The 26,615-nt window shown below is 62.3% G+C and carries 21 protein-coding genes and 1 tRNA gene; 17 read left to right on the top strand and 5 right to left on the bottom strand.

What is annotated here, in order from left to right; translation table 11 throughout:
• Positions 1–1,059, bottom strand: coding sequence for a C4-dicarboxylate TRAP transporter substrate-binding protein (locus ACCO56_RS11735; RefSeq protein WP_433640756.1), 1,059 nt, complete (start codon positions 1,057–1,059; stop codon positions 1–3).
• Between the two features lie 165 nt (positions 1,060–1,224).
• Here ACCO56_RS11735 and ACCO56_RS11730 point away from each other — a divergent pair, with 165 nt between their 5' ends.
• A complete protein-coding gene (locus ACCO56_RS11730) occupies positions 1,225–1,929 on the top strand; it encodes a TetR/AcrR family transcriptional regulator (RefSeq protein ID WP_433640755.1) in 705 nt (234 codons plus the stop codon).
• A gap of 281 nt (positions 1,930–2,210) precedes the next feature.
• Here ACCO56_RS11730 and ACCO56_RS11725 read toward each other — a convergent pair.
• Positions 2,211–2,301, bottom strand: a tRNA-Ser gene (locus tag ACCO56_RS11725).
• 483 nt (positions 2,302–2,784) lie between these two features.
• Between ACCO56_RS11725 and ACCO56_RS11720 the strand changes: the two genes are divergently transcribed.
• Positions 2,785–4,017 carry a porin gene (locus ACCO56_RS11720; protein WP_433640754.1) on the top strand — a complete coding sequence of 411 codons (1,233 nt, stop codon included), beginning with the start codon at positions 2,785–2,787 and terminating at the stop codon, positions 4,015–4,017.
• A 131-nt stretch (positions 4,018–4,148) separates the two neighbouring features.
• Here the strand turns inward: ACCO56_RS11720 and ACCO56_RS11715 are convergent, their stop codons facing one another.
• Positions 4,149–6,248: a lytic transglycosylase domain-containing protein gene (locus ACCO56_RS11715; protein WP_433640752.1), complete on the bottom strand. Its 2,100-nt coding sequence runs from the start codon at positions 6,246–6,248 to the stop codon at positions 4,149–4,151.
• 578 nt (positions 6,249–6,826) lie between these two features.
• On the opposite strand from ACCO56_RS11715, the gene ACCO56_RS11710 reads away from it, so the two are divergent.
• The 6 genes from ACCO56_RS11710 (at position 6,827) to smpB (ending at position 13,796) form a co-directional block, all read left to right on the top strand.
• Positions 6,827–7,084: a hypothetical protein gene (locus ACCO56_RS11710; protein WP_433640751.1), complete on the top strand. Its 258-nt coding sequence runs from the start codon at positions 6,827–6,829 to the stop codon at positions 7,082–7,084.
• A 195-nt stretch (positions 7,085–7,279) separates the two neighbouring features.
• Positions 7,280–9,031, top strand: coding sequence for a tetratricopeptide repeat protein (locus ACCO56_RS11705; protein WP_433640749.1), 1,752 nt, complete (start codon positions 7,280–7,282; stop codon positions 9,029–9,031).
• A gap of 142 nt (positions 9,032–9,173) precedes the next feature.
• Positions 9,174–11,648, top strand: coding sequence for an SH3 domain-containing protein (locus ACCO56_RS11700; RefSeq protein WP_433640747.1), 2,475 nt, complete (start codon positions 9,174–9,176; stop codon positions 11,646–11,648).
• 107 nt (positions 11,649–11,755) lie between these two features.
• Positions 11,756–12,115: a hypothetical protein gene (locus ACCO56_RS11695; protein ID WP_433640745.1), complete on the top strand. Its 360-nt coding sequence runs from the start codon at positions 11,756–11,758 to the stop codon at positions 12,113–12,115.
• Between the two features lie 297 nt (positions 12,116–12,412).
• Positions 12,413–13,294: a 4-hydroxy-tetrahydrodipicolinate synthase gene (dapA, locus tag ACCO56_RS11690; protein WP_433640901.1), complete on the top strand. Its 882-nt coding sequence runs from the start codon at positions 12,413–12,415 to the stop codon at positions 13,292–13,294.
• A gap of 25 nt (positions 13,295–13,319) precedes the next feature.
• Positions 13,320–13,796 carry an SsrA-binding protein SmpB gene (gene smpB / locus ACCO56_RS11685; RefSeq protein WP_433640744.1) on the top strand — a complete coding sequence of 159 codons (477 nt, stop codon included), beginning with the start codon at positions 13,320–13,322 and terminating at the stop codon, positions 13,794–13,796.
• A gap of 68 nt (positions 13,797–13,864) precedes the next feature.
• On the opposite strand, the gene ACCO56_RS11680 is transcribed toward smpB, so the two are convergent.
• Together ACCO56_RS11680 and ACCO56_RS11675 are read right to left on the bottom strand one after the other, a co-directional pair.
• Positions 13,865–14,536: a uracil-DNA glycosylase gene (locus ACCO56_RS11680; protein WP_433640742.1), complete on the bottom strand. Its 672-nt coding sequence runs from the start codon at positions 14,534–14,536 to the stop codon at positions 13,865–13,867.
• Positions 14,536–15,117 carry an NYN domain-containing protein gene (locus tag ACCO56_RS11675; RefSeq protein WP_433640741.1) on the bottom strand — a complete coding sequence of 194 codons (582 nt, stop codon included), beginning with the start codon at positions 15,115–15,117 and terminating at the stop codon, positions 14,536–14,538. The genes ACCO56_RS11680 and ACCO56_RS11675 overlap by 1 nt, the downstream gene beginning before the upstream one ends.
• A 357-nt stretch (positions 15,118–15,474) precedes the next feature.
• On the opposite strand from ACCO56_RS11675, the gene rpoZ reads away from it, so the two are divergent.
• From rpoZ to ACCO56_RS11630, 9 genes are all read left to right on the top strand, one after another.
• Positions 15,475–15,870, top strand: a complete 396-nt coding sequence (gene rpoZ, locus ACCO56_RS11670) for a DNA-directed RNA polymerase subunit omega (RefSeq protein ID WP_433640739.1) — start codon at positions 15,475–15,477, stop codon at positions 15,868–15,870.
• Positions 15,871–15,981: 111 nt separating this feature from the next.
• A complete protein-coding gene (locus ACCO56_RS11665; RefSeq protein WP_433640737.1) occupies positions 15,982–18,210 on the top strand; it encodes a RelA/SpoT family protein in 2,229 nt (742 codons plus the stop codon).
• 15 nt (positions 18,211–18,225) lie between these two features.
• Complete coding sequence (gene pyrE, locus ACCO56_RS11660) at positions 18,226–18,804, top strand: orotate phosphoribosyltransferase (RefSeq protein WP_433640736.1); 579 nt, start codon at positions 18,226–18,228, stop codon at positions 18,802–18,804.
• A gap of 12 nt (positions 18,805–18,816) precedes the next feature.
• Complete coding sequence (gene acpS / locus ACCO56_RS11655; protein WP_433640734.1) at positions 18,817–19,218, top strand: holo-ACP synthase; 402 nt, start codon at positions 18,817–18,819, stop codon at positions 19,216–19,218.
• 98 nt (positions 19,219–19,316) lie between these two features.
• A complete protein-coding gene (gene lepB, locus ACCO56_RS11650; protein ID WP_433640732.1) occupies positions 19,317–20,066 on the top strand; it encodes a signal peptidase I in 750 nt (249 codons plus the stop codon).
• A 13-nt stretch (positions 20,067–20,079) separates the two neighbouring features.
• Positions 20,080–20,796, top strand: coding sequence for a ribonuclease III (gene rnc, locus ACCO56_RS11645; protein WP_433640731.1), 717 nt, complete (start codon positions 20,080–20,082; stop codon positions 20,794–20,796).
• Positions 20,793–21,707, top strand: a complete 915-nt coding sequence (gene era / locus ACCO56_RS11640) for a GTPase Era (RefSeq protein WP_433640729.1) — start codon at positions 20,793–20,795, stop codon at positions 21,705–21,707. Before rnc ends, era begins: the two co-directional genes overlap by 4 nt.
• A gap of 127 nt (positions 21,708–21,834) precedes the next feature.
• Positions 21,835–23,100, top strand: a complete 1,266-nt coding sequence (locus ACCO56_RS11635; RefSeq protein ID WP_433640728.1) for a metallophosphoesterase family protein — start codon at positions 21,835–21,837, stop codon at positions 23,098–23,100.
• The gene (locus ACCO56_RS11630; RefSeq protein WP_433640726.1) at positions 23,097–26,600 is read left to right on the top strand and encodes an AAA family ATPase; all 3,504 of its coding nucleotides are present in this window, start codon (positions 23,097–23,099) and stop codon (positions 26,598–26,600) included. Before ACCO56_RS11635 ends, ACCO56_RS11630 begins: the two co-directional genes overlap by 4 nt.
• Positions 26,601–26,615 lie beyond the last annotated feature (15 nt).

Here is a 26,615-nt window from a genome sequence, read left to right as displayed (position 1 = left end):
TTAGCGTTCCGCAGCCCAGTCGCGCGGGAATTCGTGGCCCGCCGCTTTCAGCGCCTCGACATATTTGTAGACCACTTCACCCGGCTGGCCGGCGGCGCTGATCTCCCCCGAGCGCAGTTTCGGAATGTTCGGCAGGGCCTCGGCCCACGCCTTGCGCACAGCCGGATCAGGGTCGATGACTTTCAACGTCGCCGTCAGCGTCTTCACGGATTCGTCCTGCTTGGCGCCGATCCGCCGCGCAGTCTCCGCACCCCACTCGCGCCCGACCTCGACGACGATATCCCGAACCTCGGGCGGCAGGCTGTCGAAAGTGTCCTTGTTGATGGTGAGCAGCGGCGTGTGCACCGAGCCGAACCCCATGTCGACAAACTGCTTGGTCACCTCGTTGAGCTTGAAGGAGACGACAGCGTCCGCGAACATTATCCAACCTTCGTAGACCCCGGTCTGGAACGAGGTGTAGGCTTCGTTCAGCGTCGACTGGACGCCGACCACGCCGGTCGATTCCAGCCAGGGGATGTTCGGGCCTGCCGCGGCGATCTTCTGACCCTTGAGTTGATCGACGGTCCCCCATTCGAAGGTCGTCACGAGCCCGTAGTTGGCCACCACGCTGGCGCCGAGATAGATCTGGTTGTAGCGCTCGAACAGGGCCGTGAGTTCCGGCGTTGATTCATAGACGTCCGCCGCCGCTTTCTGCGCCACGACCGGGTCAGTAGCGCCGAACGGAACGAAATAGGAAAAATTCGCCGCCATGAGCTTGGCCGGCTCGAATGCGGCCTCGAGGTCTGCAATGTCGAGCAGTCCCGACTCGACCGCTTCAAGGCATTCGCCGAGCTTGCAGACTGTGCCGCCGAAGCCTTCTGTCCATGTGATGCTGTGATCCGTCCGCTCTTCGACCCGCTTGGCGACTTCCGCCATGAAGAAGTCCTTGATCGATCCGACCCAGAGCGAACCTAAGGGGTGGCCGGCGCCGATGCGAAGATTGAAGGTTTCCGCCTGGGCTGTCGTGGCGAGCGACAGAAGAGCGGCTGTTGCCACAGTGGTGATAAGATCCAGCTTCACACGCAATTCCTCCCTGTAAGCGGCAAGCAATGCTTGCGGCTGTGAAAAGCGTTTCTTAGGTGCCCGGTGGGGTCAATTGCTTCTTGACGAGCGTTAGTGACCCAATGTTCAATAAGGAAATGGGCTTGTCAAGGTCCTTTGTGGCGCGTAGGCGAACAGGCTGTGGTGACGGATTTCGAAGAAACGATGGAGCCGGTGAGACAACCCCGGCGGCAGGCGCGAAGCCGGACTCGTATGCCGCCTCAGATGCGGCGCGAAATGATTCTGGAAGCGGCGGTCGCCCATTTCGCCGACCACGGCTTCGAGGTGCAGATCAGGCAGCTCGCGCGCGAAATCGGCATCTCGCCGGCCTTGGTGTTCAAATATTTCGACGGCAAGGAAGCGCTGATCGAAGCGGTTTACGATGCCGTCTTCGAAGCGCGCTGGGATGAAGCGTGGGCCAGGGCGATAACGGATCGTAGCCGACCACTGCCCGAGCGGCTATTGGAATTCTACTTGTCATACTTGGCGGTGGTAGACGACCGCAACTGGATCCGCATCGCCATGCGCGCGAGTCTGGACGGCAACGGCATGACGCGTCGCTACCTTGGCGATCACGTCTCGAAGATCCTAGGCCTGATCGCCGATGAAATCGATCACTGGCAGGGATCCAAAGCGGAGCTGCTGGGCCACGACCGGCGCGTCGAACGAGTCTGGCATCTTCACTCGACCGTAATTTACTACCTCATCCGCAAGCACATCCATCAGACGCCAGTGATGTCTGACCGCGAAGCCTTCGTCGAGGAGGTGATCGCTCTGTTCCTGGAGCGGCTGGACGTCCCGAATCCAGGACGATCAGAGCAAGAGGCGGCACAACGATCTGGCCGCTGATAGGTTGGGTTCCGGCGAGCGGAGCAGGAATGCGAGCCGCCGCCGCCCGGAACTCTGACCAAAAGCAATTTCTTGAGGACGAACCGCAGGCTCTCCTCGCTCCCGATATCCCACTTAGAGCATTTCGCAGCCGACCGGATTCGGTCGGCGTCGCGAGAATGCGGCAAAAACAAAGACCTAAAGCGTGTCACCCGAATCCGATTGCCGCGACACGCTTTAGGAGCACTGGGCCGATCTTGTCGGGGCGCCCGGACCAAGCCGTTGTCGCAGGTCACGTTGGATGGCGGAGAGGAAGGGATTCGAACCCTCGAGAAGCTTTTGACCTCTACTCCCTTAGCAGGGGAGCGCCTTCGACCACTCGGCCACCTCTCCGGTGCCCGCTGGATAAAGAAAAGCTCCGAGACAATCAACCTGCCAAACAGGGTCTCCGAGAGAAATAAATTGCCCGCCGCGCTGTCACGATATGCGGCTACCGGAACGGGACATGCGGCGGATCGCGGTCAAGGCCCATGTCGCCAAACCACGGCCATCGATTCGGTTTGCCATCGAACTCCCGGCAACAAGCCTCAATAGCCAGATTGCAGCTTTCAAGGGCAACGCGCACCTCATGGTTAAGTCATTCTTACTCAAGGGGCTCAAATCGTGTCATTTGTGCAACATACCTGTGGGATAGCATCGTAGAAGGCTTTATTGCGGTGCGATGTCTGTTGAACGGGTCATTATCATGAGTAATGTCGATGAAGAAATCGAGGCGTTGCAGTCGCCGAGGTTTCGACATTGGGGATGGGGCAGGGAACGCTGTCCTTCAGCATAAAAAGCCCAGACCCGTTTTAAACTTTGACTGGAGGTCAGAAAATGAACATTAAGAGCCTACTTTTTGGCTCGGCTGCGGCGCTCGTCGCCGTCAGTGGCGCGCGTGCCGCTGACGCCGTCGTCGTGGCGGAACCGGAGCCCGTTGAATATGTGCGGGTTTGCGACACCTACGGTAGTGGCTGGTTCTATATTCCGGGCACGGAAACCTGTCTTTCGATCAGCGGTTACGTTTGGTACCAGGTTGGCGCCAACGGCTACCAGACCGATTTCCAGCAGGTCGGTACTGCTCCGGACGGCTCGCCGATCTTTGAAGACGTCAGCAACGACACCCCCGGTTATGTCGGCGGCCGTACCGGCGACGGCTGGATCAAGTCGACTCGCGCTCGCGTCAACATCGAGTCCCGTTCGGAAACCGAATGGGGTACGCTGCGCGGCATGATCCGCTTCCAGGCCGACTGGGGTGGTCGTGAGCGTTCGACGCCGACCTCGCTGGCCGGAAGCCCGTTTGCTGACGGTCCGGTCGCGATCGACCAGGGCTGGCTGGCTCTCGGCGGCTTCTTCGCCGGTTACTCCGAATCGGCTTGGGCGGCTTCGTTCCGCGGTGGCGCGACCAACTTCGGATCGCACTCCTGGGGCGGCATGTACTACGGCTACGCACAGCGTCACCAGATGTCCTATACGTTCTTCGGCGGCAACGGCTTCTTCGCTACGCTGTCTCTCGAAGACGATGCGCTCGCTGGTGACGGCTACGTGCCGGATGTCGTGGCCAAGGTCGGTGTGAACCAGGGCTGGGGTTCGATCTGGGGCCGCTTCGGCTGGGAAGACGACATCACCGGTCTTCCGGACGACGTTCCTGGCTTCGACCACCAGAGCGGCTGGGGTGCATCGCTTGCGGCGCAGATCAACGTGCCGAACTCGCCGGGCTCCTCGCTGCGTCTCTTCGGTTACTATGCCAACAGCGACACCCGCTTCAGCACGGGTTCCGCGCTGGACGTTTCGCCGGAATGGTCGATCCTGGCTTCGTACAACCATCAGTTCACCGAAAACTTCGGTGTGTCGGTTGCCGGTCAGTATTTCGCCGGTCTGTACGAAGAGGGCACCGACATAAAGATGGTTGGCCTCGACGGCGACGACATCAACGCCTGGGGCGCCGAAATCTCGGCCGTGTGGACCCCGGTCACGAACTTCGAAGTTCGTCCGGAAATCCACTACGACAAGGTGGACGACCTCGACGGCACGGTGTCGGGCTTCCTGCGCTTCACCCGTTACTTCTAATCGGCCTCAAAACCGATCAGGCAAAACCCGGCGGCCATCCCGCCGGGTTTTGTTATTTGAGCGATGGTGTTGAGTGAGGGGGCTGAGGCGCTCTATTTCCCGCAACGACAGTGTCCACGCGCACGAGCGCGTCAACGACCGCTCACGAGGTCGCTGACGATGTCGAACTTGCCGGAAAGCCGCATCTTATAGACTTGGTAGTTCTCCATCACCCGCTGGACGTAGCTGCGCGTCTCCGCAAAGGGAATCCGCTCGATCCAATCCACTACCGTGTCGATGTCCTTGCCGCGGGGATCGCCATAGCGATCGATCCACTGCTGCGCTCGCCGCGGCCCGGCATTGTAGCCGGCGAAGGTCAGCACGTAGGAGCCCTGGAAACGCCCGAGCTGCTCGGCGAGGAACGCCGAGCCCAAGGTCGCGTTGTAGCCCGCGTCGGTCGTGAGACGCGTCTGGGAATAGGCCAGCCCGTTGCGCTTGGCGACTTCCTTGGCCGTGCTTGGAAGAAGCTGCAGCAGGCCCAGTGCACCGGCGCCTGACATAGCCCCCACATTGAATTCGCTTTCCTGCCGCGCCACGGCATAGGCGAGGGCCTTCCCCGCGCCGGAAATGTCCGTGCTTCCGGGAATGGCGCCCAGGGGGTGCGAGAGGGCGCCGACATCGATGCCCCGCGTGGCCGCGATCTTGCCGACGCGAAGCGCCAGGAAGTGGTTGCCGCGCTTCTCCGCCATGTCGGCCAGAAGCGCCAGCTCCCCGGGACTGGAGAGTTGCTCGCCGAGATCGCGGTAGAGGATTTCGGCTCGCGTCGGATATCCCGCCTCCTCAAGACGGCGGATGGCCTGGACCGCTTCGCGTCGCGCAAAATTCTGCCTGTCGCTCGCGCTCGGCGCGGGGTAGGTGAGGGCAATGGCCTTGCGCCCGATCCGGGCCGCGGCAAGCTGGCCGTAAAAGCTTGTACCGTAGGTCGACGCTTTCTCGAAATAGGTCTTGGCATCTCCAGGCCCACCGGCTTCGGCCGCGCGCCCCAGCCAATAATAGGCTCGTGAAAGCGAGATGGGGCTGCTGGCGAAGTCGGTGATCCGCGAGAAATGCCGAGCGGCGGTTGCCGGATCGCTCAAACCGCGAAGCGCGTACCAGCCAGCATGGAACTCGGCGTCGGCCGCATTGACGAGGCTTTCGGCGGAATGGGCCGCAACGATCTTATAGGCGTTGGCGATGTCGCCGACATCGACCAGGTCTCGCGACAATGCACGTCGCTCCAACCACCAGGCATCGGGAGCGATCAGCGTGGCCTTATCGCGCGGCGCCTCCAGCATCGTTGCGGCGGCTTCCGAAAGTCGTTCGGCGCGACGAAGATATTTGATCCGAGCGAAAAGCCAGCCTGCGGAGCGCTGTGCTTCCGGCACCGCGTCCAACAGCTTGCCGGCATCCTTGCCGTTGCGAATGACCGCTGCCCAGGCGCTCCAGAGTTCCGACGCACGGGCATGGACCGCTACCCGTCCCGCTGCATCGATGCGGTTGAGATAGAGCATCTTCTCCATGCGCATGCGATGGTCCGCGACGGGGATCAGCTTGCCGAATTCCTGGAGGATCGCCGCCTCCTCGCCGGCTTCGAGCCTCTCCGAACGCCACAAAGGCGAGAGCACCGCACGCGCCTTGTCCGGCTCGCTGCGCGCGGCATAGGCGCGCGCCAGCATGATCGTTCCCTGAGGCGTCTGTGGCGGAGAACCTTGAAAGGTCGCGATGACCGTCAAAGCATCGGGTTCTTCGCGGAACATGGCGCGTTCCCTGTTCTTGCGAAGGGTCGCGAGCCCAGGCCAGCCGGGAAGAGAACGCGCCGCCTCGGCAATCTCACCGCTCGACAGCTTGTCGCTGCCGCCGAGCGCGATGGCCCAGGCGAGAATGTGGCGATCCAGCGAGTCTGCCGGTAGGCTGTTTCGTATGACGAGAGCTTGATCCATCTCCCGCGCTGCGAGGGCGTCGAGCCCGGACTTCAGCATGACCGTGTCGCCCGACATCATCTCGCTGGCCTCCGGGATCGGAGCGATCCGCGGGAGGATCGAAGCCGTCGTCGTGGCATCGACCGCTTTGGCCGCTGCCTGTGGCCTCGGCTGGGGCAGAGGTGGACTGCTGGCGACCCGAGGTTCGCTCTGAGCCGCGAGCGGCATGAGGGCGAGCAACACGACCGCGAGGGATTGGCGGCCCAGTCGTGTCGGCGGCCTGAGCTTGTTCATTCCATGCACGCTGCGGAAGGAAACTGGTGCGGCAAGGGTCTGACCTTATCGGGTGAAGAGTTGCAACGGAACCTTGACGCTGGATTTCCGGGGCGGGGGGATTCTGACTGAATGCCGCCGATAAGAAATCGACATTGGGGAAAAACGAAGGCAGACCACGTTCCCAAGCGACCCGCGGTTTTACCGACGGCGTTGCGGGCAGCTTGTAACTGTAACGGTTTCCAAGAAATGCAACTTTCTTCAAGCACTCGTCTCTGCAGTCAAAGGTTGCAAAGGGATAAGCAGCGGCGCGTCTGGGTGCAGCGCAGGGTGTTTTGATACCTCCAAAGTGGGCGACGTAGCGGTCCTTGCAGGGTGCTTCGGCCAAATTGGCAGGGAAACCCCTTCTGTTACTGTTGCGTGCTGTCTTTGCCGGCTTTTTTCTTCCATCCTTTTCGCATGTCTGTGGAGGTGTGCAGCCGACCATGTGTCGCTCGGATAACACTTGCGTGATCGTTGCCTGGATCTGCTCGGCAGGCAAAGCCGAACCGTAAGAATGCCGACGATCCGCGTCTTATCCGTCGAGGAGGCGGGTGGCGATGGAAGCCGACCAGAATCGCCGGGGCCTCGTGAGGCTCATGCTCAAAATGCCGGCCCTGCGTGGCCAGCTTCAGCTGCTGAGTGCACGCAGCGAGGAAATGCGCAATCTCTGCGGCGCTTTCGATGACGCGAGCTCGACGCTCGAACGTTTGCGACGGGAGCGCGATGACCGCAACGCAGGCATGATCACGGAATACGAAAAAATTTGCGCGGATATCGAACATGATATCCTGATGATGTGCGCTGGCGACAGCTGATCTTCTTGTAGAGAGCCATCGAGCGAGGAATTTCAGAAGAACCCACATTTCCCAGAGATTGCCTGTGATTGGGCATGTCTTCTTGCTGTTAACCTAAGCACAGAATGAAATACGGCGACCTGGTTTACTTGCGTAAAAGCGCTCGCTATACAAAACAGGCGGGGATACGAGGCGCATGCATCCTGGGGGATTGCGGTGCACGGTGAGAGTATCGAGTCCCAGGCGCTGGACCCATCTGTCTCCGACGATGAGGCACGTGCCGAGTTGGAGCGCGTGCTTCAAGATCCCGCATTCCATTCGACTGAACGCAACAAGAAATTTCTCCGCTTCGTTGCGGAGGAGCTGTTCCAAGGCCGAAGCGAGGCGGTCAAAGCCTATTCGGTCGCTGTGGACGTATTCGGCCGCCCTCCGACATTCGATCCCGCGATCGATCCCATTGTGCGGATCGAGGCGACGCGCTTGCGGGCGTCATTGACGCGCTACTACGAACGGCACGGTCGGAAAGGCGGGGTCTATGTCGACCTTCCGAAGGGACGCTACGTGCCTGTGTTCGGCAGGCTCGAAGCAGACGGCAGCGGCAACTCACAGCCGCTGCAGCCTTCAGTATCGTCTGTGAGGGAGGAGCCTCCAGAGGAGAGCGGGAGCGCGCCGAGGCTGCAAACAGGTCGGAGGAGGAAATGGGCGATCGCCTCGCTGATGGCTGTCGGCTTGGCGTTGCCCGCTGCTATCACGCTTTTCCAGATTTTCGGCGGGGCAGGGGGGGGAGTTCTTTCCGACAAGCCGCGGCTGCTTGTCGAGGCGAGGCTGTCCGGCGACGCAACCGATGCGGATGCATTGCAAATACAGGATCTCCTGCTGAGCGCCCTTTCGAAATTCCAGACCCTGAGAGTGGTCGCGGATCGACGAACCTCCTTGAATGAAGCCGATCTGGCGGATACCTCCCTGTTTACCAATGCTGCCTCACCGATGCAGCAATCCAGCTACCGGGTGACGATCAGGTATCCGAAGGATGGAAGCAGCCGATCCGCTTCGTGGCAGTTGCTGGACGTCGCCAATGGAGAGATCCTGATGTCGGGCGAGGAACGGACGCGCGGCGACGAGGACGCGCCCGGCGATGCCAGGGAACAACTGGCCGCGCAGGTCGCGGTTCGCCTGGCTGGTGTCCGCGGCGTGATCAACAGCCTCGAAACCGCGCGTGAGCTCGAGAATCCGACGCTGGGCAACGGATGCTTGCTCAGGTCATATCTTGCTCTCAGCCAGGCTGACACGAGGGCTCTGAATGCGGCCCGAGACTGCCTGGAGAGGACCTTGGCACTGCGCAAGGGCGCCCCCGACGTCCACGCTGCCTTGGCCCGCGTACTCCTGGCGATAGACCCGGTAGAGGCACCGTCGGGGCTCACGGAACGCGCCCTGCAGTTGGCGAACAAGGCAGCCTCCCTCGCGCCTTACTTCGATCGGGCCGCCGAGGCCCAGATGCTGGCTCTGCAACGTATCGGCCGAACCGACGCTGCGATCGCGGCTGGACGCCGGGCGCTGGCGCTCAATCCCAACAATGCCGATATTTCCGCCCGGCTGAGCGAAATCCTGCTGGCTTCGGGGCAATGGGACGATGCCGTCTCCATGGCGATCGGATCGCGACTGATCGAAAGCCGGCTCAATCCGGATGCGGAGCTGACGCTGGCCTTCGTCGATTATCGGCGCGGCCGTTTCGATACGGCATTCGAGCGCCTCCAACAGCTCGGGAATACTCACAGGTTCGAAGCGAGTTTGCTGCGCGCGGCGACGCTTGCGGAACTCGGCAGGGACAAGGACGCCATATCGGTGTTGAACCTGCTCGAGACGCACTCGCGCTCTCTCCGCTCGGCCATGGCAGCACGACACTTCACGCCGGAATTGATCGGCCTCGTCGAAACCGGACTGGCAAAGGCCGGTATTGTGATCGACTGACGCCCGACGGGCGCTTTCCTGGCGTGAGTTACAGTAACGTACTTGCCCTTCCCATGTGATTGGAGAGGCTGCCTGGCATGGCATTCCGAGTTCGACGATACGTGTCGACCGGTGGGTAGCCGCGGCGTTTGGGAGTTCCGGCATGCGCAGGTTTTCATTCGCGATCGTCATCCACCATTTTCTGGTCGCTGCCGCCCTTGCCGCGCCGGCCGTGACGACGGCGCAGGTGAATTTCCGATCCGGACCCGGCACAGGTTTCGCCAGCCAGGGAACCATTCCCGAAGGCGCAGAGGTCGATCTCGGTGAATGCGATACAGCCGGCGGCTGGTGCTCGGTGACCTTCGGCGACAAGCAAGGGTTCGTCAGCGCGAAATATCTGAATGAGAGCGAACCGGATCGGCCGGGATGGCCGAGAAGCTACACCACCCAGCAAGGCGCCGAAGTGATCCTCTACCAGCCGCAAGTCACGGAGTGGAAGGATTTCACTGGTCTGAAGGCGCTTGTGGCCGCCGAATACAAGGCCGGCAAGGATGCCAAGCCGGTCTACGGCGTTGTTGGCCTCGAAGGAAGGACGACGCTCGATCGCGAGGCGGGAGAAGTCGTCCTGAGCGACGTCAAGGTTACGGAGCTCAATTTCTCCGCTCTCGATCGCGAGCAGCTCTCCGACCTCTCGCTCGAAGTCGACAAGGCCATCCCGACAGGCGCAATCACGCTGGCCGAGGAACGTCTGACAGCCAGCCTGACCGATTACGGCCGAATGAGCAATGTCGAAGGGCTGAAATCCGATCCGCCGCCGATCTTCATCAGCAATATCCGGGCGGTTTTGGTGCAGACTGACGGCAAGGAGGTGCTCGCGCCCGTGAAAGGCGTGGACGGCCTGTCTTTTGTGGTCAACAGCAACTGGGATATCTTCAAGGTCGATGCCGGCGGCACGTATTTTCTGCGTGACGAGAAGTCATGGCTGACGGCCAAGTCGCTCACGGGGGACTGGCAAGCCGTCCCTGCCTTGCCGGACCTGCTGTCCAAGCTTCCCAACGAGGAAAGCTGGAAGGATGCCCTCGCGGCGATGCCGCCGGCGCCATTCCAGGGTGGCATCACCCCGAAAGTCTTTTATTCCGACATGCCGGCCGAACTCATCCAGTTCGACGGCGAGCCCAAGCTCGAGGAAGTGCCGGGCACAGGATTGCAGTGGGCGTCGAACAGCAACGGAGACGTCTTTTATGACAAGGGCGACGGAAACTGGTATGTCCTGCTTTCCGGACGCTGGTTCTCCGCCAAATCGCTCGATGGCCCCTGGGCCTTCGCCACGCCCGACCTGCCCTCCGACTTCAAGAACATCCCCGACGATACGCCCTATTACAATGTACGCTCGTCCGTCCCCGGCACCTCGGAAAATCTCGAAGCCCGACTGAAGGCGAGCATCCCGGAGATGGCGCGTGTGGCAACGGATGGTTCGGTCCAGGCCGAGGTGGCCTATAGCGGCGATCCGAAATTCGAGCCGATCGCGGGAACGTCAGTCTCCTACGCAGTCAACACCAATGACCAGGTTTTCCAGGTCGGATCCAAATATTACGTGCTGAAGGACGGTGTTTGGTTCGTCGGCGACAGCCCAAACGGGCCCTTCGCGGTGGCACGATCCGTGCCGGACGAGATCTACAAGATCCCGCCTTCCTCACCGGTCTACAACGCGACTTACGTCAGGGTTTACGACACGGAGGATGACGCCGTCTGGTTCGGCTATGCGATGGGGTATCTCGGCGCCTTCCTCGCATGGGATACCTTCGTCTACGGAACCGGCTGGTACTATCCAGCCTATTGGGACTTCGGTTGGGCGAACGGCTACTGGCCATATTACCCTCGGCCCGCGACCTATGGCGTCGGTGCATTCTACAATCCCGCCCGAGGAACTTTCGGCCGTTATGGCTATGCCTATGGCCCTTATCGGGGCATAGTCGGCGGTGCCGCCTACAATCCGCGTACCGGAACCTACTTTCGCGGCGGCGCGGTGGCCGGTCCGCTCGGCGAACGTGGCTTTATTTCAGCCTACAATCCACGCACCGATACGGGAGCCATCGCCCGCGGCGGTCACAACATCTACGGTTCTTGGGGCACAGCCGGAGTGAGGCGTGGGTCGGACTGGGCCCGCGCGACCGGCGGAGCGATTGCCGGCGGAGAGGGCGCGCACTGGCGCACCTCGGCCGGCAATCATGGCTTCGTCGCACGCGGAGACAGCGGGAACATCTATGCCGGCCGCGACGGCAATGTCTATCGCCGGCAGAATGGTCAGTGGCAAAAACACTCCGATGGGGGGTGGAGCCCGGTTCAGCGTCCTGCGTCGGAGAATCTCCGCAGTGCCGGTCAGCGCGCGGCAACGGCGCATCCACAGGCGGCGCAGCAGCTTAGGGATCGAGCGAATGCACAGCGCGCGGCGCCCCCGCGGCCGCAGGTCCGCGCGGTGGCTCCCGATCATCTGAATTTCGACTATACTCAGCGGTTGCGCGGCAACCAGCTTTCAATCGGTCGGAGAGCCGAATTTCATCCGCAGTTCGGCGGTGGTGGCTTTGCCCGTGGCGGCGGCTTTCATGGCGGCGGGTTCCATGGCGGTTTCAGGCGTTGATTGTCTCCCACCGCGAGCGAGACGAATGACTTAGACCAGAAAGGCTTGTTACGATGAGGAAAGTCAATATCGCCACTTTTGCCGGCGTCGCGATGTCGATGGCCTGCTTGTCCAATGCCTTTGCTGCATCGCTTGACGCCTTGCAGGGCGCCTGGATGATCAGCAGCCAGGATTGCGCCGCCACCTTTGAGCAGAAGAACGGATCGATCCGCTTTCGTGATGCGGCATCGTCCCTCACCACGGGTATCATCATTTCCGGCGACAAGATCACCGGCGCCAATGGCGAGTGCAGAGTGAAGCGGGTCCGGGAAGACAAGGGACGGCTTTCCCTGAGCATGAGCTGCGCCGATGCGGTCTTGGCGACCAGCATGTCAGTATCCCTACGGATCGTCGATCGTGACACCATAGAGATTTCCGATTTTGTCTTTCCCGACGAGATGCAGAGTTATCAGCGCTGCGCTCTTTGACAGCGTGCGACCGGGACGTCTTCGAGATAAGCGGCATTGCCTTCACGGCCATGCATCGAGTTCTCAACCGACCGCCCAAGTGCCGGCGGCGAGGGGGACTGCCGCAAGCGCCGCCGCGACAGCCTCGCATTCGGCCCAGAACGTCGCTACCCGGCGGGTGGCTGGCTGTCATGAAATCGTCATTGGTCCTGTTGCGGAAGCCGCCAGGACTATGGCGCATAGCCTTGCTTTCGGCTAGAAGGTGCGCCCAACTCCGCGTTCAGTGCTGTCGCCGGAGGTCCCAAGGAGTAGATGAAAATGCTGAGAGGCTCGATGACTGCGCTCGTGACACCGTTCCGCAAGGACGGAAGTCTCGACGAGAAAGCCTTTCGTTCTTTCATCGAATGGCAGATCGCCGAGGGAACGAAGGGCCTTGTGCCGGTCGGAACAACGGGCGAATCTCCGACGCTTACCCATGAAGAGCACCGAGAGGTGGTGAAGATCTGCGTGGAGGTAGCGAAGGGGAGAGTGCCGGTGATCGCCGGCGCTGGATCGAACAATACCGCCGAAGCAGTCGGTCTGGTCAGGCACGCCGAAGAGGTTGGCGCCAACGCGGTATTGGTCGTCACGCCTTACTACAACAAGCCCACTCAGCGCGGCCTTTATGCCCACTTCGCGGCCGTGGCGAATGCCACCAGGCTTCCGATTGTCATCTACAACATTCCGCCGCGCTCGGTGATCGACATGTTGCCGGAGACGATGGGCAAGCTGGCGCGTGATTTCGACAACATCGTCGGCGTCAAGGACGCAACCGGCAAAGTCGAGCGCGTCTCCGAGCAGCGCCTGACCTGTGGCAAGGACTTCATCCAGCTCTCGGGAGAGGATGCTTCGGCGCTGGGCTTCAACGCCCATGGCGGCGTTGGCGTTATCTCGGTGACGTCGAATGTCGCTCCACGGCTTTGCGCGGAGTTCCAGGAAGCGTCGCTGGGGGGCGACAAGGAACGGGCGCTCGAGCTCCAGGACAGGCTCATGCCGCTTCACAAGGCGCTGTTCATCGAGCCGGGTGTGTCGGGTGCGAAATATGCGCTCGCCCGCCTCGGCAGGATCGAGAACGTCGTGCGTTCGCCGCTCGTTACCGTCGAGGAGTCGACGGCGAAGGCCATCGAATCGGCAATGAAGCACGCCGGTCTGATCAACTGACGCTGCTCTCGCGCATTTGCCAGAGATGACACAGAAAAAGAACGATCCGAACAACCGGACTGTCGCGGAGAACCGCAAGGCTCGTTTCGCCTATGAGGTGACAGACACCGTCGAAGCGGGGCTCGTGCTCACCGGTACGGAAGTGAAGTCGCTGCGTCAGGGCCAGGCGAACATCCAGGAATCCTATGCCTCGGTCGAGGGTGGCGAGATCTGGCTGATCAATTCCTATCTGCCGGAATATCTGCAGGGCAACCGCTTCAATCACGAGCCTCGGCGCCGCCGCAAGCTCCTGCTCAGCAAGCGCGAGATGGCGCGGCTCGCCCAGGCGGTCGAGCGCGAGGGCATGACCATGGTGCCCCTGAAGATCTATTTCAACGATCGCGGCCGCGCCAAGCTGCTGCTTGCGATTGCGCGCGGCAAGAAGCTGCACGACAAGCGTCAATCCGAGAAGCAGCGGGACTGGGCGCGCGAAAAGGGTCGCCTCCTCAAGACAAGGGGGTAGCGACCCGGCCGGCTCACGGTTGAAGAGTTGAAGCGCCTGGGCTTCTTCTCGCCGGGTGGCAAGGAAGCCTATTCCCGAAGGTACTTCGCGATCTCCGCGAAGACGTTGACGAACATCTCCTCTGTCAGCACCCCGGTATTGGTATTGTAGCGGGAGCAATGATAGCTGGAGAATAGCGCGATCGGGTCATCGTATCGTCCGCCATGCCTGAAGGGTTGCGCGGCCACCCGCTTGCCCAAGGCACGCACCACCGACTGATGCGCGATGGCGCCGAGCGCCAGAATGGCCCGCAACCGCGGGAAACGTGCAATGGTCGGAACGAGAAAGGTCCGGCAGGTCGATATCTCTTCGCCGGTCGGCTTGTTGGCCGGGGGGACGCAGCGCACCGCATTGGTGATAGCGGCGCCGACAAGTTCCAGGCCGTCGTCCGGGCGCGCCTCGTAATGTCCGCGCGCGAAACCGAAGCGGATCAGCGTCTGGTAAAGGAGGTCGCCGGCATAGTCGCCCGTGAATGGCCGTCCAGTCCGGTTGGCTCCGCGCAGGCCGGGTCCCAGCCCGACGACAAGCAGGCGCACATCTGCTTCCCCTTCGCGGGGCATGAATGTAGGGACCGGCGCGTTGAACCAAGTGGGTTCCTTTGCACGCCATTCAGCTATGAAATCATGAAGCCGCGGACAAAGCGGGCAGTCGCGGTCGGGCTCCGGAGAGCCGGCGGGCAGGGCAGGCATTGCGACTGTCATTAAAACTCTTCGTCATTGGTTTCAGCAGGCTCCTGCTTGCGCACCGGTCGGTCGGAGGGGTCTCGGCCGACTTCGTTCTTTAGGGTGACGAGGTCGATGAAGTGGTCGGCCTGGCGGCGCAGGTCATCGGAGATCATGGGCGGTTGCGAAGCCATGGTGGAGACGATGCTGACCTTGCGGCCGCGACGCTGCAGAGCGTCGACCAGCGTGCGGAAATCGCCGTCGCCGGAAAAGATGACATAGTGGTCCACGATATCGGCGAGCTCTAGCGCATCGATCGTCAACTCGATATCCATGTTGCCCTTGATCTTCCGCCGGCCGGTGGAATCGGTGAATTCCTTGGCCGGCTTGGTCACGACCTTGTAGCCGTTGTAGTCGAGCCAATCGATCAGGGGTCGGATCGAGGAATACTCCTGATCCTCGACAAGAGCCGTATAGTAATAGGCGCGCAGCAGATAGCCGCGTTTCTGGAAACTGCCGAGCAGCTTGCGGTAGTCGATGTCGAAGCCGAGCGCCCGCGAAGTTGCATAGAGATTGGCGCCGTCGATGAAGAGGGCGATCTTCTCACGGGGGTCGAACATGTCGAAAATTCCTTGATCCAAATAACGAAACGGCAAACATACGAACTGTAAAGCCCGGTCTAGCAACGATGCCGACCGGACCTTCAGGAATTAGCGCCCAAACCCTGCCATTCCAAGTGGCGTGAAGCGCCAACGCAAGAAAATGTGAAGATAGGTCATCCCACTGGCGCGAGCTTTCCCTCTGACCGTGTGCTTTCCTGTCCACTTCCACCTGATGTGGCTGCCGACTGTGCTTCGACCGCGGTCCGCATCCGCAAGCGACGGCCCGCTTCCTTGGCTTCGCGCTTGTATTTGGGGCGTTTTCGCTGTATGGACCGACCAGTTTTCCAGAAATCCCAGGAATGAAAGGGGCACTTCATGGCCCGCGTAACTGTTGAAGATTGCATCGACAAGGTCGACAACCGTTTCGAACTCGTTCTGCTCGCCGGGCATCGCGCCCGCCAGATCAGCCAGGGCGCGCCGATTACCGTCGATCGCGACAACGACAAGAATCCGGTCGTGGCCCTGCGCGAAATCGCCGACGAGACTCTCTCGCCCGGTGACCTCAAGGAAGATTTGATCCATTCGCTGCAGAAGCACGTCGAGGTGGACGAGCCAGAGGCCGATGGTCAGGAGCTCATCGATCAGGCTGCTTCCACGAGCGACGATGCCGATCGTGAAGACGATACCGTCGCATTCGACCGTATGAGCGAGGAAGATCTGCTCGCCGGCATCGAAGGGTTGGTGCCGCCGGAGAAAAGCGACGACTACTGATTGAGGACCGCATCGCCGCATCTTTCGCGGCGGCGGTTTCGTGGCTATCTATTGCATGCGCCGGGCGACACGCGCGGCGCATGATTCTTTTGCGGACACCGGAACAGCACCATGATGCGTCAGTATGAGCTTGTCGAGCGCGTGCAGCGCTACAAGCCCGACGTGAATGAGGCGCTGCTCAACAAGGCTTACGTCTATGCCATGCAGAAGCATGGGCACCAGAAGCGGGCTTCCGGCGATCCCTACTTCTCTCATCCGCTGGAAGTCGCGGCGATCCTGACCGAGATGCACATGGACGAGGCGACCATTGCCGTCGCCCTGCTGCACGACACCATCGAGGACACGACGGCCACGCGTCAGGAGATCGACGAGCTGTTCGGCCCCGATCTTGGCAAGCTGGTGGAAGGCCTGACCAAGCTCAAGAAGCTCGACCTCGTCTCCAAGAAGGCGGAGCAGGCCGAAAACCTGCGCAAGCTCCTGCTGGCGATCTCGGAAGACGTGCGCGTGCTGCTCGTCAAGCTGGCCGACCGTCTCCACAACATGCGTACCCTCGACCATATGCGCGAGGACAAGAAGCTGCGCATCGCCGAAGAGACAATGGAGATCTACGCTCCGCTCGCCGGCCGCATGGGCATGCAGGACATGCGTGAGGAACTGGAGGAGCACGCGTTCCGTACAATCAATCCGGAAGCGCATCGCGCGGTGACCGAGCGGCTGAAGGATGTCTTCGAGCGCAATCGCGGGGTAATCGGCGAGATCGAGAAGGCGCTGTCGGCCCTGTTCGAGAAATACCAAATCAAAGCACAAGTGAAGAGCCGGCAGAAGAAAGCCTGGTCGGTCTTCCGCAAGATGGAGACCAAAGGGCTGTCTTTCGAGCAGCTTTCCGACATCTTCGGTTTCCGTGTTATCGTGGACACCGTCGAGGACTGCTATCGCGCGCTCGGCGCCATCCATACGAGCTGGTCGATGGTTCCGGGGCGCTTTAAAGACTACATCTCGACACCAAAGCAGAACGACTATCGCTCCATTCACACCACCATAGTGGGACCGTCGCGCCAGCGTGTCGAACTGCAGATCCGCACGAAGGAGATGAACAGCGTCGCCGAATACGGTGTCGCGGCGCATTCCGTCTACAAAGACACCGGCGGAAAGACCAATGGCAACGCGACGGGGCTTTCCAAGGACACCAATGCCTATGCCTGGTTGCGGCGGACCATTGAACAGCTTGCCGAAGGCGACAACCCTGAGGACTTTCTGGAGAACACCAAGCTGGAGCTCTTTCAGGACCAGGTCTTCTGCTTCACGCCCAAGGGCATGCTGATTGCCCTGCCGCGCGGGGCAACGCCGATCGACTTTGCATATGCCGTGCATACCGATGTCGGAGACACCTGCGTCGGCGCCAAGGTCAACGGCCGCATCATGCCGCTGATGACGGAGCTCAAGAACGGCGACGAGGTCGAGATCATCCGCTCCAAGGCTCAGGTTCCGCCGGCCGCCTGGGAGTCGATCGTGGTGACCGGCAAGGCGCGGGCCGCAATCAGACGCGCCACCAAAAATGCGATCCGCAAGCAATATTCCGGGCTGGGCATGCGTATCCTGGAGCGCGCCTTCGAGCGCGCCGGCAAGAGCTTCTCCAAGGACAAGCTCAAGCCCGTGCTCCATCGGCTGGCGCGCAAGGACATCGAGGACGTTCTGGCATCTGTCGGGCGCGGCGAGCTCGCCTCCGGCGATGTCGTGAAGGCGGTCTTCCCCGACTACAAGGAAGAGCGCATCACCCAGGCGCCGAAGCAACGTGAGGAAGGCTGGTACAATCTGCGCAATGCCGCCGGCATGCTGTTCCAGTTCCCTGGCAGGACTTCCAAGAAGCAGGCCAAGACCGCGAATTCCGACGGGGCCGTGCCGATCCGCGGCGTGCGCGGCGATCTTCCCGTGCGTTTTGCGCCGGAAGGAGCGGTCCCAGGCGACCGCATCGTGGGCATCATTCAGCCTGGCTCAGGCATCACCATCTATCCCATCCAGTCGCCGTCGCTCACCGCCTTCGACGACCAGCCGGAACGCTGGATCGACGTGCGCTGGGACATCGACGAGACGACGAGAGAACGTTTCCCGGCGCGGGTCTCGGTGACCGCGATCAACGCGCCGGGCTCGCTCGCCGAGATCACGCAGGTGGTGGCGGCGAACGACGCCAACATCCACACGCTGTCGATGGTGCGCACGGCGCCGGATTTCACGGAGATGCTGATCGATCTCGAAGTATGGGATCTCAAGCATCTGAACAGGCTGATTTCGCAATTGAAAGACAACTCGATGGTCAGCGACGCGCGTCGCGTGAACGGATAGGAAGGGCAAGGCGGCATGACAACCGAGGAAGTGCTGGGGATCTTTCGCGAGGCCGGCGCGGTCCTGGAGGGCCATTTCATCCTGACGTCAGGGCTCAGGAGCCCGGTCTTTCTGCAGAAGGCCCGGGTCTTCATGCATGCCGACAAGACCGAAAAGCTGTGCCGGGCATTGGCTGCCAGGATCAGGCAGGAAGTATCCGGCAGCATAGACTATGTGGTCGGTCCTGCCGTCGGGGGGCTGATCCCCGCTTATGAAACGTCGCGCCATCTCGGCGTTCCCGCCATTTGGGTGGAGCGCGAAGGGGGCGTCTTCCGCTTGCGCCGCTTCGAGATCCCGCAAGGCGCGCGGGTTGTCATCGTCGAGGACATCGTCACCACGGGCCTGTCGATCCGCGAGACAGTGGAGTGTCTGCGCGGAATCGGCGTCGAAGTCGTCGCGGCCGCGTGCATCATCGACCGGTCGGCCGGCAAGGCCGATGTAGGTGTGCCGCTTGTCGCGCTCGCCGAATACGAGGTCCCCGCCTATCCGGCAGACCAGTTGCCGCCGGAGCTCGCGAAGATCCCGCCGGTGAAGCCCGGCAGCCGCAACATCTGAGGCGGAGACCGGATGATCCTCGGCATCGGCAGCGACCTGATCGATATCAGACGCATCGAAAAATCGCTGGAGCGGCACGGCGAACGGTTCATTGCGCGCATCTATACCGAGGTCGAGAAGGCGCGGTCGGAACGCCGCCGGCAGCGCGCCGCCTCCTATGCCAAGCGTTTCGCCGCCAAGGAGGCCTGTGCCAAGGCGCTGGGAACCGGCATGGCCGACGGCGTCTTCTGGCGCGACATGGGCGTGGTCAATCTCCCGGACGGCAAGCCGACCATGCATCTGACCAATGGCGCGGCGGCGCGGCTCGAACGAATGCTTCCGGCCGGCACGCGGCCCGTGATCCATCTCACGATCACCGACGACTACCCGATTGCTCAGGCTTTTGTGATCATCGAGGCACTTCCGGTCGAATAACCGCCATTGTTGCGGTGTTGGACCGTCCGCGGTCCACCGACCACCGTTGCCCGCGGGCGCGCAAGCCGATAAGACGGACCGACCCAATTGAGGACGACATGAGCGTGGCAGACAAATCGGTAAAGAAGAAAGGCGGTCTGGGCGAGACCGTCAGCGTGATCGTTCAGGCATTGCTGCTCGCCCTGGTGATCCGTACGCTCCTGTTCCAGCCATTCTCCATTCCGTCCGGATCGATGCGTCCGACCCTTCTCGAGGGCGATTATCTGTTCGTGACCAAATGGGCCTATGGCTATTCCCGCTATTCCATGCCGTTCTCGCCTAACTTGTTCTCGGGCCGGATCTGGGGCAGCTCGCCCGAGCGCGGCGACGTGGTCGTTTTCAAATATCCGCCCAACCCTTCGCTCGACTACATCAAGCGAGTCGTCGGCCTGCCGGGCGATCGAATCCAGATGCGGGAGGGCCAGCTCTTCATCAACGGCGTTGCGGTGCCGCGCGCGAAGGTCGGCCAGATCGACAATCCGGACATCACCGAGGTCGACCGGCCCGTGGACGTCTACCGCGAAACCCTGCCGAATGGCGTGTCTTACGACACGCTCGACCTGACGCCGAATTCCATTGGGGACAACACGCGTGAATTCGTCGTGCCGGCCGGCCACTACTTCATGATGGGCGACAACCGCGACAATTCGACCGACAGCCGCTTCACCGTGGGCTTCGTGCCCGAGGAGAACCTCGTTGGCCGCGCCAACATCATCTTCTTCTCGATTGCCGACGGCGCCAGCCCGCTCGAACTCTGGAAGTGGCCGGGTTCGCTGCGGCCGGGGCGGCTCTTTACCATGGTGAATTGATCCGGGCGGTGTGATGGCCACGAAGAAGCTGACCGGGGAAGCGCTGGCCCAGAAGTTGGCCGGTCCGACCGGTCATCTGTTCCGGGATCACGACCGGCTGCGTCGGGCGCTCACCCATGCCAGCGCCCGTCAAAGTCGCGGCGTGGACTACGAGCGCATGGAGTTCCTGGGTGACCGGGTGCTCGGCCTAGTCGTTGCCGATTTCGTCTTCAACGCCTTTCCCGACGCTCCCGAGGGTGAGTTGTCGCTGCGCCTCAACGCGCTGGTCAATGCCGAGACGCTCGCCGAGATCGCCGACGAGATCGGCCTGACCGACCTCATCCACACCGGTAGCGAAATCCGCAAGCTCGCCGGCAGCAAGCGCGTCAACATCCGGGCCGACGCGCTGGAGGCGCTCATCGCGGCGATCTATCTGGAAGGCGGGCTGGAAGCCGCGCAGGGCTTCGTCATGCGCTATTGGGAACCCCGCTCGCGTTCGGCCGTCGCCGCGCGGCGCGATCCCAAGACCGAGCTTCAGGAGTGGGCGCATCAGGTTTCCGGCGGTCCGCCCGTCTACGTTGTCGAAGGCCGCGAAGGGCCTGACCACGACCCCGTTTTCACCATCAGCGTTCGCGTCGGCACCTACGAGCCCGCCGTCGCAAGCGGCCGATCGAAGCGCGAAGCCGAGCAGGCTGCTGCTTCCGCCGTGCTGATCCGCGAGGGGGTCTGGGCTGCTGAGGAGAGCACATGAGCGAGAACGTGGCCGAAGTGCCGACACGCTCCGGCTTCGTTGCGCTGATCGGCGCGCCGAACGCGGGCAAGTCGACGCTTGTCAACCAGTTGGTCGGCACCAAGGTTTCGATCGTCACGCACAAGGTTCAGACCACGCGGGCGATCGTGCGCGGCATCGCCACGCATGACAGGACCCAGATCGTCTTCGTCGACACGCCGGGTATCTTCCGGCCGCGTCGCCGGCTCGACAAGGCAATGGTGATGACGGCCTGGGGTGGGGCCAAGGACGCCGACCTTGTCCTGGTGCTGATCGATGCCGAACGCGGCATTCGCGGCGATGCCGAGACGATCCTCGACAACCTGGCCGGCATGGCCCAGCCCAAGATCCTCGTCCTCAACAAGGTCGACCGGGTCAAACCCGAGACGCTGCTTAAGCTGACGGCCGATGCGAACGCCCGCGCTGGCTTCGAGCGTACTTTCATGATCTCCGCGCTCACTGGCTCCGGCTGCGCCGATCTTCTCGACTTTCTTGCGACGCGGCTGCCGGAAGGCCCTTGGTACTATCCGGAAGACCAGATCTCGGACCTGCCGATGCGCCAGCTCGCAGCGGAGATCACCCGCGAGAAGCTCTATCTGCGCCTGCACCAGGAATTGCCTTACTCTTCCCATGTCGAAACGGAGAAATGGGAGGAGAAGAAGGATGGCTCGGTCCGGATCGAGCAGGTGATCTACGTCGAGCGCGACAGTCAGAAGAAGATCCTGCTCGGCCACAAGGGGGAGACGATCCGGGCGATCGGCGAGGCCGCCCGCAAGGAGATAGCCGAGATTCTCGAACAGAAGGTGCACCTCTTCCTGTTCGTGAAGGTGCGCGAGAATTGGGGGGACGACCCCGAGCGTTACCGCGAGATGGGGCTCGAGTTTCCCCACTGAATCCGTGCCTTTCGACTGGTTGCCAAACGCTCTGTCCACCGGCCGAGCTTGCCGGGGCGCCGCGAATCGGCGCTTGTGATGACGAATATGTCTCCCTGTCGTTCCCCTGACGCTGGGAAGGAAGCCGATGGCCTACAGATTCGTCCATGCCGCCGATCTTCACCTGGACTCGCCCCTAAAGTCCCTCGCGTTGCGCGACCCCGATCTTGCTAATCTGGTCGGCGACGCGACCCGGCGCGCCCTCGTCAATATCGTCGATCTGTGCATCGACGAGCAGGTAGATGCGTTGCTCCTGGCGGGCGATCTCTATGACGGCGATCAGACCTCCATGAAGACGGCCCGCTTCCTGGCCGATCAGGTGCGGCGGCTGCACGAGGCAGGTATCCGCGTCTTTGTCATTCGCGGCAATCATGATGCGATTTCGCGCATCACCAGGGAACTCGTGTTTCCGGAAAGCGTGAAGGTTTTCGGTGGTCGCGCCGAAGTCTTGGAAATGGAACATCCCGGCGGTTTTCCGGTGGCGATCCACGGCTTGAGCTTTGCACAGCCTTACGCTCCCGAGAGCCTGCTCGGCAAATACAGACCTCCAGTGGAGGGGGCGGTGAATATCGGGCTGATGCACACGAGCCTCGGCGGCGCCTCGCGCCACGACCCCTATGCGCCCTGCAGCATGGGCGATCTCGATGCATCGGGCTTCCGCTATTGGGCGCTTGGCCATGTCCACAAGAGGTTCGTGGCAGAGAGCCTTTGCGCCGTCGTCATGCCCGGCATGCCGCAGGGGCGCGATATCGGGGAGGCGGGCCCGAAATCCGTCACTCTCGTCACGATCGGCGACGACCGTTCGATCTCCCTCGAGGAGCGGCTTACAAGCGTCGCCGAATTCGACCGGGTCGAGGTGGACGTCAGCGGCGCGGAGGATTGGCGCAAGGTCGTCCTGGCGATCGAGAGGGCGCTCGCCGCCACGCGTGCGTGCGTGCGGTCGGAACATCTGGTCGCTCGACTGTCGCTCCGTGGGACGACGCCGCTGGCTTGGCGCATCCGTCGCGATGCCGATCTGCTTAAAGCGGAGGCGGACGAGCGTGCGGCCGGCATCGGCCGGACCTGGGTCGAGAAGCTGGAGATCGGATGCCAGGCGCCCGGCTGTGATGTTTCGCACCCCGGCGACCCGCTTGCCGAATTGCGGAATCTTATCGTCAGCGAGATTGCCAGGGATGCCGGGCACCTAGCGGCCCTCGTTGAAATCGCCGAGGAGTTGCGTGGCCAACTCCCGGCCGAGTGCCGGAACATGTTCGGAGACGACGACGCAAGTTTCAGGGCAGTGCTGACGGAACTCGGCAGGGAAGGAGCGGAAGAGGTGCTTGCGCGCCTGAGGCCCGCTGAGATCGTCGAATGAGGCTTTCGCGGCTGGATCTCACACGCTACGGCAAGTTTACCGACTTCAGCGTCGACTTTGGCAAGGTGGAGGCAGGCCGACCAGACCTTCACGTGATCTACGGGCCGAACGAAGCGGGGAAGTCGACCTCCTTCGCAGCCTATCTCGACTTGCTCTTCGGTATCGAGCAGCGCACCCGCTACGCCTTTCTCCATCCCTATCCCAGCATGCGGATCGGCGGCGTCCTGGATTTCGAGGACGGCGAAAGGGAGGTGATCCGCATCAAGCGACCGCAAAACAGCCTGCTCGATCAAAACGCCCAACCGGTAGACGAGGCGATCGTGCTTGGCGGGCTGAGAGCGATCGACCGTGAAGCCTACAGGACCATGTTCTCCCTCGACGACGATTCGATCGAGGCGGGCGGCGAGAGCATCCTCGCCAGCAAAGGAGACCTGGGCCAGCTTCTCTTTTCGGCAAGCGCGGGGCTGGCGCATCTCAGTCAGGCCCTCGCACAGCTTCGGGCCGAGGCGGACGTTTTTTACAGGTACCGCGCCCGCAGCGGTGAATTGGTCGAGTTGAAGACCCGTCTTGCTGCCCTGAAGGAAGAGCGCGAAAAAATCGATACGCTGGCGATCGACTACGCCCGGCTTGTCGAAGCGCGCGATATTGCGCTGACGCAATACGAGGCGGCGCTGCGTGATCGCGCGGCGGTCCAGTCGCGCATGGAGGAGGCGAGCCGCCACTTTCATGCGATACCACGGTTGGCCGAACTGCGCTCGCGGCAGCAGGTATTGGCTTCGCTCGATGGCCTGCCGCAGCCCCCCTCTCAGTGGGCTGCCGAGCTGCCGCGCCTGCAAAAGGCGGAGATCGAATTTTCGGCGAGGCGGGACGCCGTTGCAGCGGAAATTCAGACGCTCGAATGCGAGATTTCCGGTATCACGGTGGATGAGGGCGCCTTGGCGCTGACTGGCCAGCTCGAACATCTGGCCGATCTGCGCGCTCGGCACGTGACGGCTGACAAGGACCTTCCCGATCGATGCCTTCGGCTTGCCGAGCTCGAGCGTGAGATTGCCGCGACTGCGCGCAGCCTCGACTGGCCCGGGGAGCCGTCGGAGCTGCTGCTCGATACGCTCAGGATTGCCCGGCTTCGTGATCTGATAGAGCGTCGGTCGGGCATAGATGCGGCGCTGGCTTCGGCCAGGACCGAACATGCCAAGGCCGAGCGCCTGTTTGCGGACGTGGAGAGACAGGCGGCCGATGGCGGATTGGATATCGACGCGGGAGCGGACATGACGGCGCCGATGATCGCTTTGACGTCGGCCCTGGCGGCATTCCGGGCCGACGATCACGCAGCGCGGCGTCGGCTGGCCGAAAGGGCCTGCGCCGCGCATCGGCAGATGCTTTCAGACCGCCTGGCCGCCCTCGCGCCTTGGAAAGGCGACGTCGACGCGCTTGCCGCCATACGAGCGCCGCTGCATCGCGAGATAGAGAGTTTGTCGGAACGCCTGGCCAGCGCCGAAAGGAACATCGCCGACACCGGAAAGGAAACGGCGCGCCTGAGGTCGGAAGAACGCCGCCTTCGGACGGAACTGCAATCATCGATGCAGGCGACGGGGCTCGTGACCGATCAGCAGGCCGCCGCCGCGAGGATGGAGCGCGAGCAGGCCTGGGCAAGGCACCGCGCAGCCCTCGACGGGGCTACGGCCGATGCGTTCGAAGCTTTGCTGCGGAACGACGACATCGTAACGAGCGCACGGCTGGGCAGGGCTGTCGAAGTGGAGCGGCTCAACCAGGTTGCAAAAGCGCTTGCGCTCGTCGAAGCAGCCTTGGCCGACCAGATTCAGGCGAGGTCCGCCGCCGAGGGAGAGTTGCGGGTGGCGCGCGAGACGATAGCACTCGTTCTGGCTGCCACCTCTCCGGCATTGCCCTGTGATATGGAACTCCATCACCTGGAAGATTGGCTGCGCCGAAGGGAAGAGGCGCTGGAAGCCGGGCGGCTTTTGCGGCAGGCCGAGCGAGACCTCGGCGAGGCAGTGACGGATGGCGAGGCGCTTGCCGGCCAACTGAGCCGGGCACTCGACGAGGCGAGGGTGTCCTATCCGACGGACGCGTCGCCGGAGATGCTGATGGCGGCGGCTCAATCGGCTCTGGACAAGGGAGCCCAGCGCGCCGCGCTCAGAAGACGCCTTGTTGATTGTCGGGATGCGCGCGACGCGCGCTTGGTCGCTCTGGCGGAAGCGGAAGCGGCGGATGCGGAATGGCAGGCCGCGCTGATAGAGGCTTGCGCCGGTTGTTGGCTGGCGGAGCGGGTGCCCGATGTCGCGGGATTGCGCGCCATCCTGGCGCGGCTCGCCGATCTGGAGCCGGTGCTGCGGGAGCGATCCGGTCTTGCCGATCGAATCGCCAAGATGGAACAGGATCAGGCCGCCTTCGCCGGCGAGCTGGCGCTGGTCGCGCAAAAACTCGGGATCCCGGCCACGGGCACTGTGATGGAGACCTATCGCGATCTCTGCACCCGCGTCGGGCAGGCGAGGACCGGCGCGGAGTTGCTGGCCGACCGGACGAAGCGACTGGAGGATGCAAGGCGGCGTGCTGCCGATATCGAAGCCCAGACCGGGATCGATGCCGCGCACCGCGCCGAGATGATGGCGCTATTCGAAGTCGAAACATTGAGTGAGGTGGCCGAGCGGCTGCGCGCCGTCGAGCAGCGGGCAGGATTGCGCGAACAGATCGGTGCCCTCTCACGCGGGCTTCTCGAAGCCGTGGGCGTCCGGTCGATCGAAGAGGTCGAGGCGCTGCTGGAAGGAATGGATCGCTCATTGCTGGAGCAGCAGCTTGCGGAGCTCAAGGCGCGTTTTGACGATCTCGACCAACGTTCGCGCGAGTTGTTCACCGCACATAGCAAAGCCGTGGAACGCGTCGAAGCGATCGGCGGCGACGATGCTGTGGCGCGGATCGAGCAGGAGCGACGTACGCTTCTCCTGGAGATCGAGGAAAAGGCGCGCGCCTATTTCCGATTGCGCGCCGGCACCGTTGCCGCCGAGGCTGCATTGCGGACTTACCGGGAGCGCCATCGGAGCGCGATGATGGAACGCGCTTCCGAAGCGTTCGTGACGATGAGCCGCGGCGCATATTCGGGCCTTGCGGCTCAGCCGGAGCGGGATAGCGAAATCCTGATCGCGAAGGCCGCCGACGGAACCTCGAAAGTGGCGTCCGACCTGTCCAGAGGAACCCGCTTTCAGCTTTACCTGGCGCTGCGTGTCGCAGGGTACCTGGAGTTCGCCAAGGCCCGGCGTCCCGTGCCCTTCGTGGCCGACGATATCATGGAAACCTTTGACGACTTTCGTGCCGAGGAGGCTTTCCGCTTGTTCGGCGAGATGGCCAAGGTCGGGCAAGTGATCTATCTCACCCATCACCAGCATTTGTGCGGCATCGCGCAACGCGTATGCCCGGGTACCCGCATCCATGAATTGCCCGGCGCGAAGGTAACCGGACAGCCTGCAGTTGCGGCGGCTCCTTGATTTTGACGCTCTACC

Source organism: Mesorhizobium sp. 1B3 (assembly GCF_050958605.1).
Lineage (GTDB): Bacteria > Pseudomonadota > Alphaproteobacteria > Rhizobiales > Rhizobiaceae.
Note: the sequence above shows the minus strand (reverse complement) of the source record. Positions and strands in the feature narration are given on the sequence as shown.

Bases quoted from the DNA above. Each gene is read 5' to 3' on its own strand.
- ACCO56_RS11675 (WP_433640741.1), bottom strand. From the start codon at position 15,117: ATGTTCGACCCCCGTGAGAAGATCGCCCTCTTCATCGACGGCGCCAAT.
- pyrE (WP_433640736.1), top strand. From the start codon at position 18,226: ATGACAACCGAGGAAGTGCTGGGGATCTTTCGCGAGGCCGGCGCGGTC.
- rnc (WP_433640731.1), top strand. From the start codon at position 20,080: ATGGCCACGAAGAAGCTGACCGGGGAAGCGCTGGCCCAGAAGTTGGCC.
- ACCO56_RS11720 (WP_433640754.1), top strand. From the start codon at position 2,785: ATGAACATTAAGAGCCTACTTTTTGGCTCGGCTGCGGCGCTCGTCGCC.
- ACCO56_RS11680 (WP_433640742.1), bottom strand. From the start codon at position 14,536: ATGACAGTCGCAATGCCTGCCCTGCCCGCCGGCTCTCCGGAGCCCGAC.
- smpB (WP_433640744.1), top strand. From the start codon at position 13,320: ATGACACAGAAAAAGAACGATCCGAACAACCGGACTGTCGCGGAGAAC.
- ACCO56_RS11630 (WP_433640726.1), top strand. From the start codon at position 23,097: ATGAGGCTTTCGCGGCTGGATCTCACACGCTACGGCAAGTTTACCGAC.
- era (WP_433640729.1), top strand. From the start codon at position 20,793: ATGAGCGAGAACGTGGCCGAAGTGCCGACACGCTCCGGCTTCGTTGCG.
- ACCO56_RS11635 (WP_433640728.1), top strand. From the start codon at position 21,835: ATGGCCTACAGATTCGTCCATGCCGCCGATCTTCACCTGGACTCGCCC.
- ACCO56_RS11665 (WP_433640737.1), top strand. From the start codon at position 15,982: ATGATGCGTCAGTATGAGCTTGTCGAGCGCGTGCAGCGCTACAAGCCC.
- ACCO56_RS11710 (WP_433640751.1), top strand. From the start codon at position 6,827: ATGGAAGCCGACCAGAATCGCCGGGGCCTCGTGAGGCTCATGCTCAAA.
- dapA (WP_433640901.1), top strand. From the start codon at position 12,413: ATGCTGAGAGGCTCGATGACTGCGCTCGTGACACCGTTCCGCAAGGAC.
- lepB (WP_433640732.1), top strand. From the start codon at position 19,317: ATGAGCGTGGCAGACAAATCGGTAAAGAAGAAAGGCGGTCTGGGCGAG.
- acpS (WP_433640734.1), top strand. From the start codon at position 18,817: ATGATCCTCGGCATCGGCAGCGACCTGATCGATATCAGACGCATCGAA.
- ACCO56_RS11700 (WP_433640747.1), top strand. From the start codon at position 9,174: ATGCGCAGGTTTTCATTCGCGATCGTCATCCACCATTTTCTGGTCGCT.
- ACCO56_RS11715 (WP_433640752.1), bottom strand. From the start codon at position 6,248: ATGAACAAGCTCAGGCCGCCGACACGACTGGGCCGCCAATCCCTCGCG.
- rpoZ (WP_433640739.1), top strand. From the start codon at position 15,475: ATGGCCCGCGTAACTGTTGAAGATTGCATCGACAAGGTCGACAACCGT.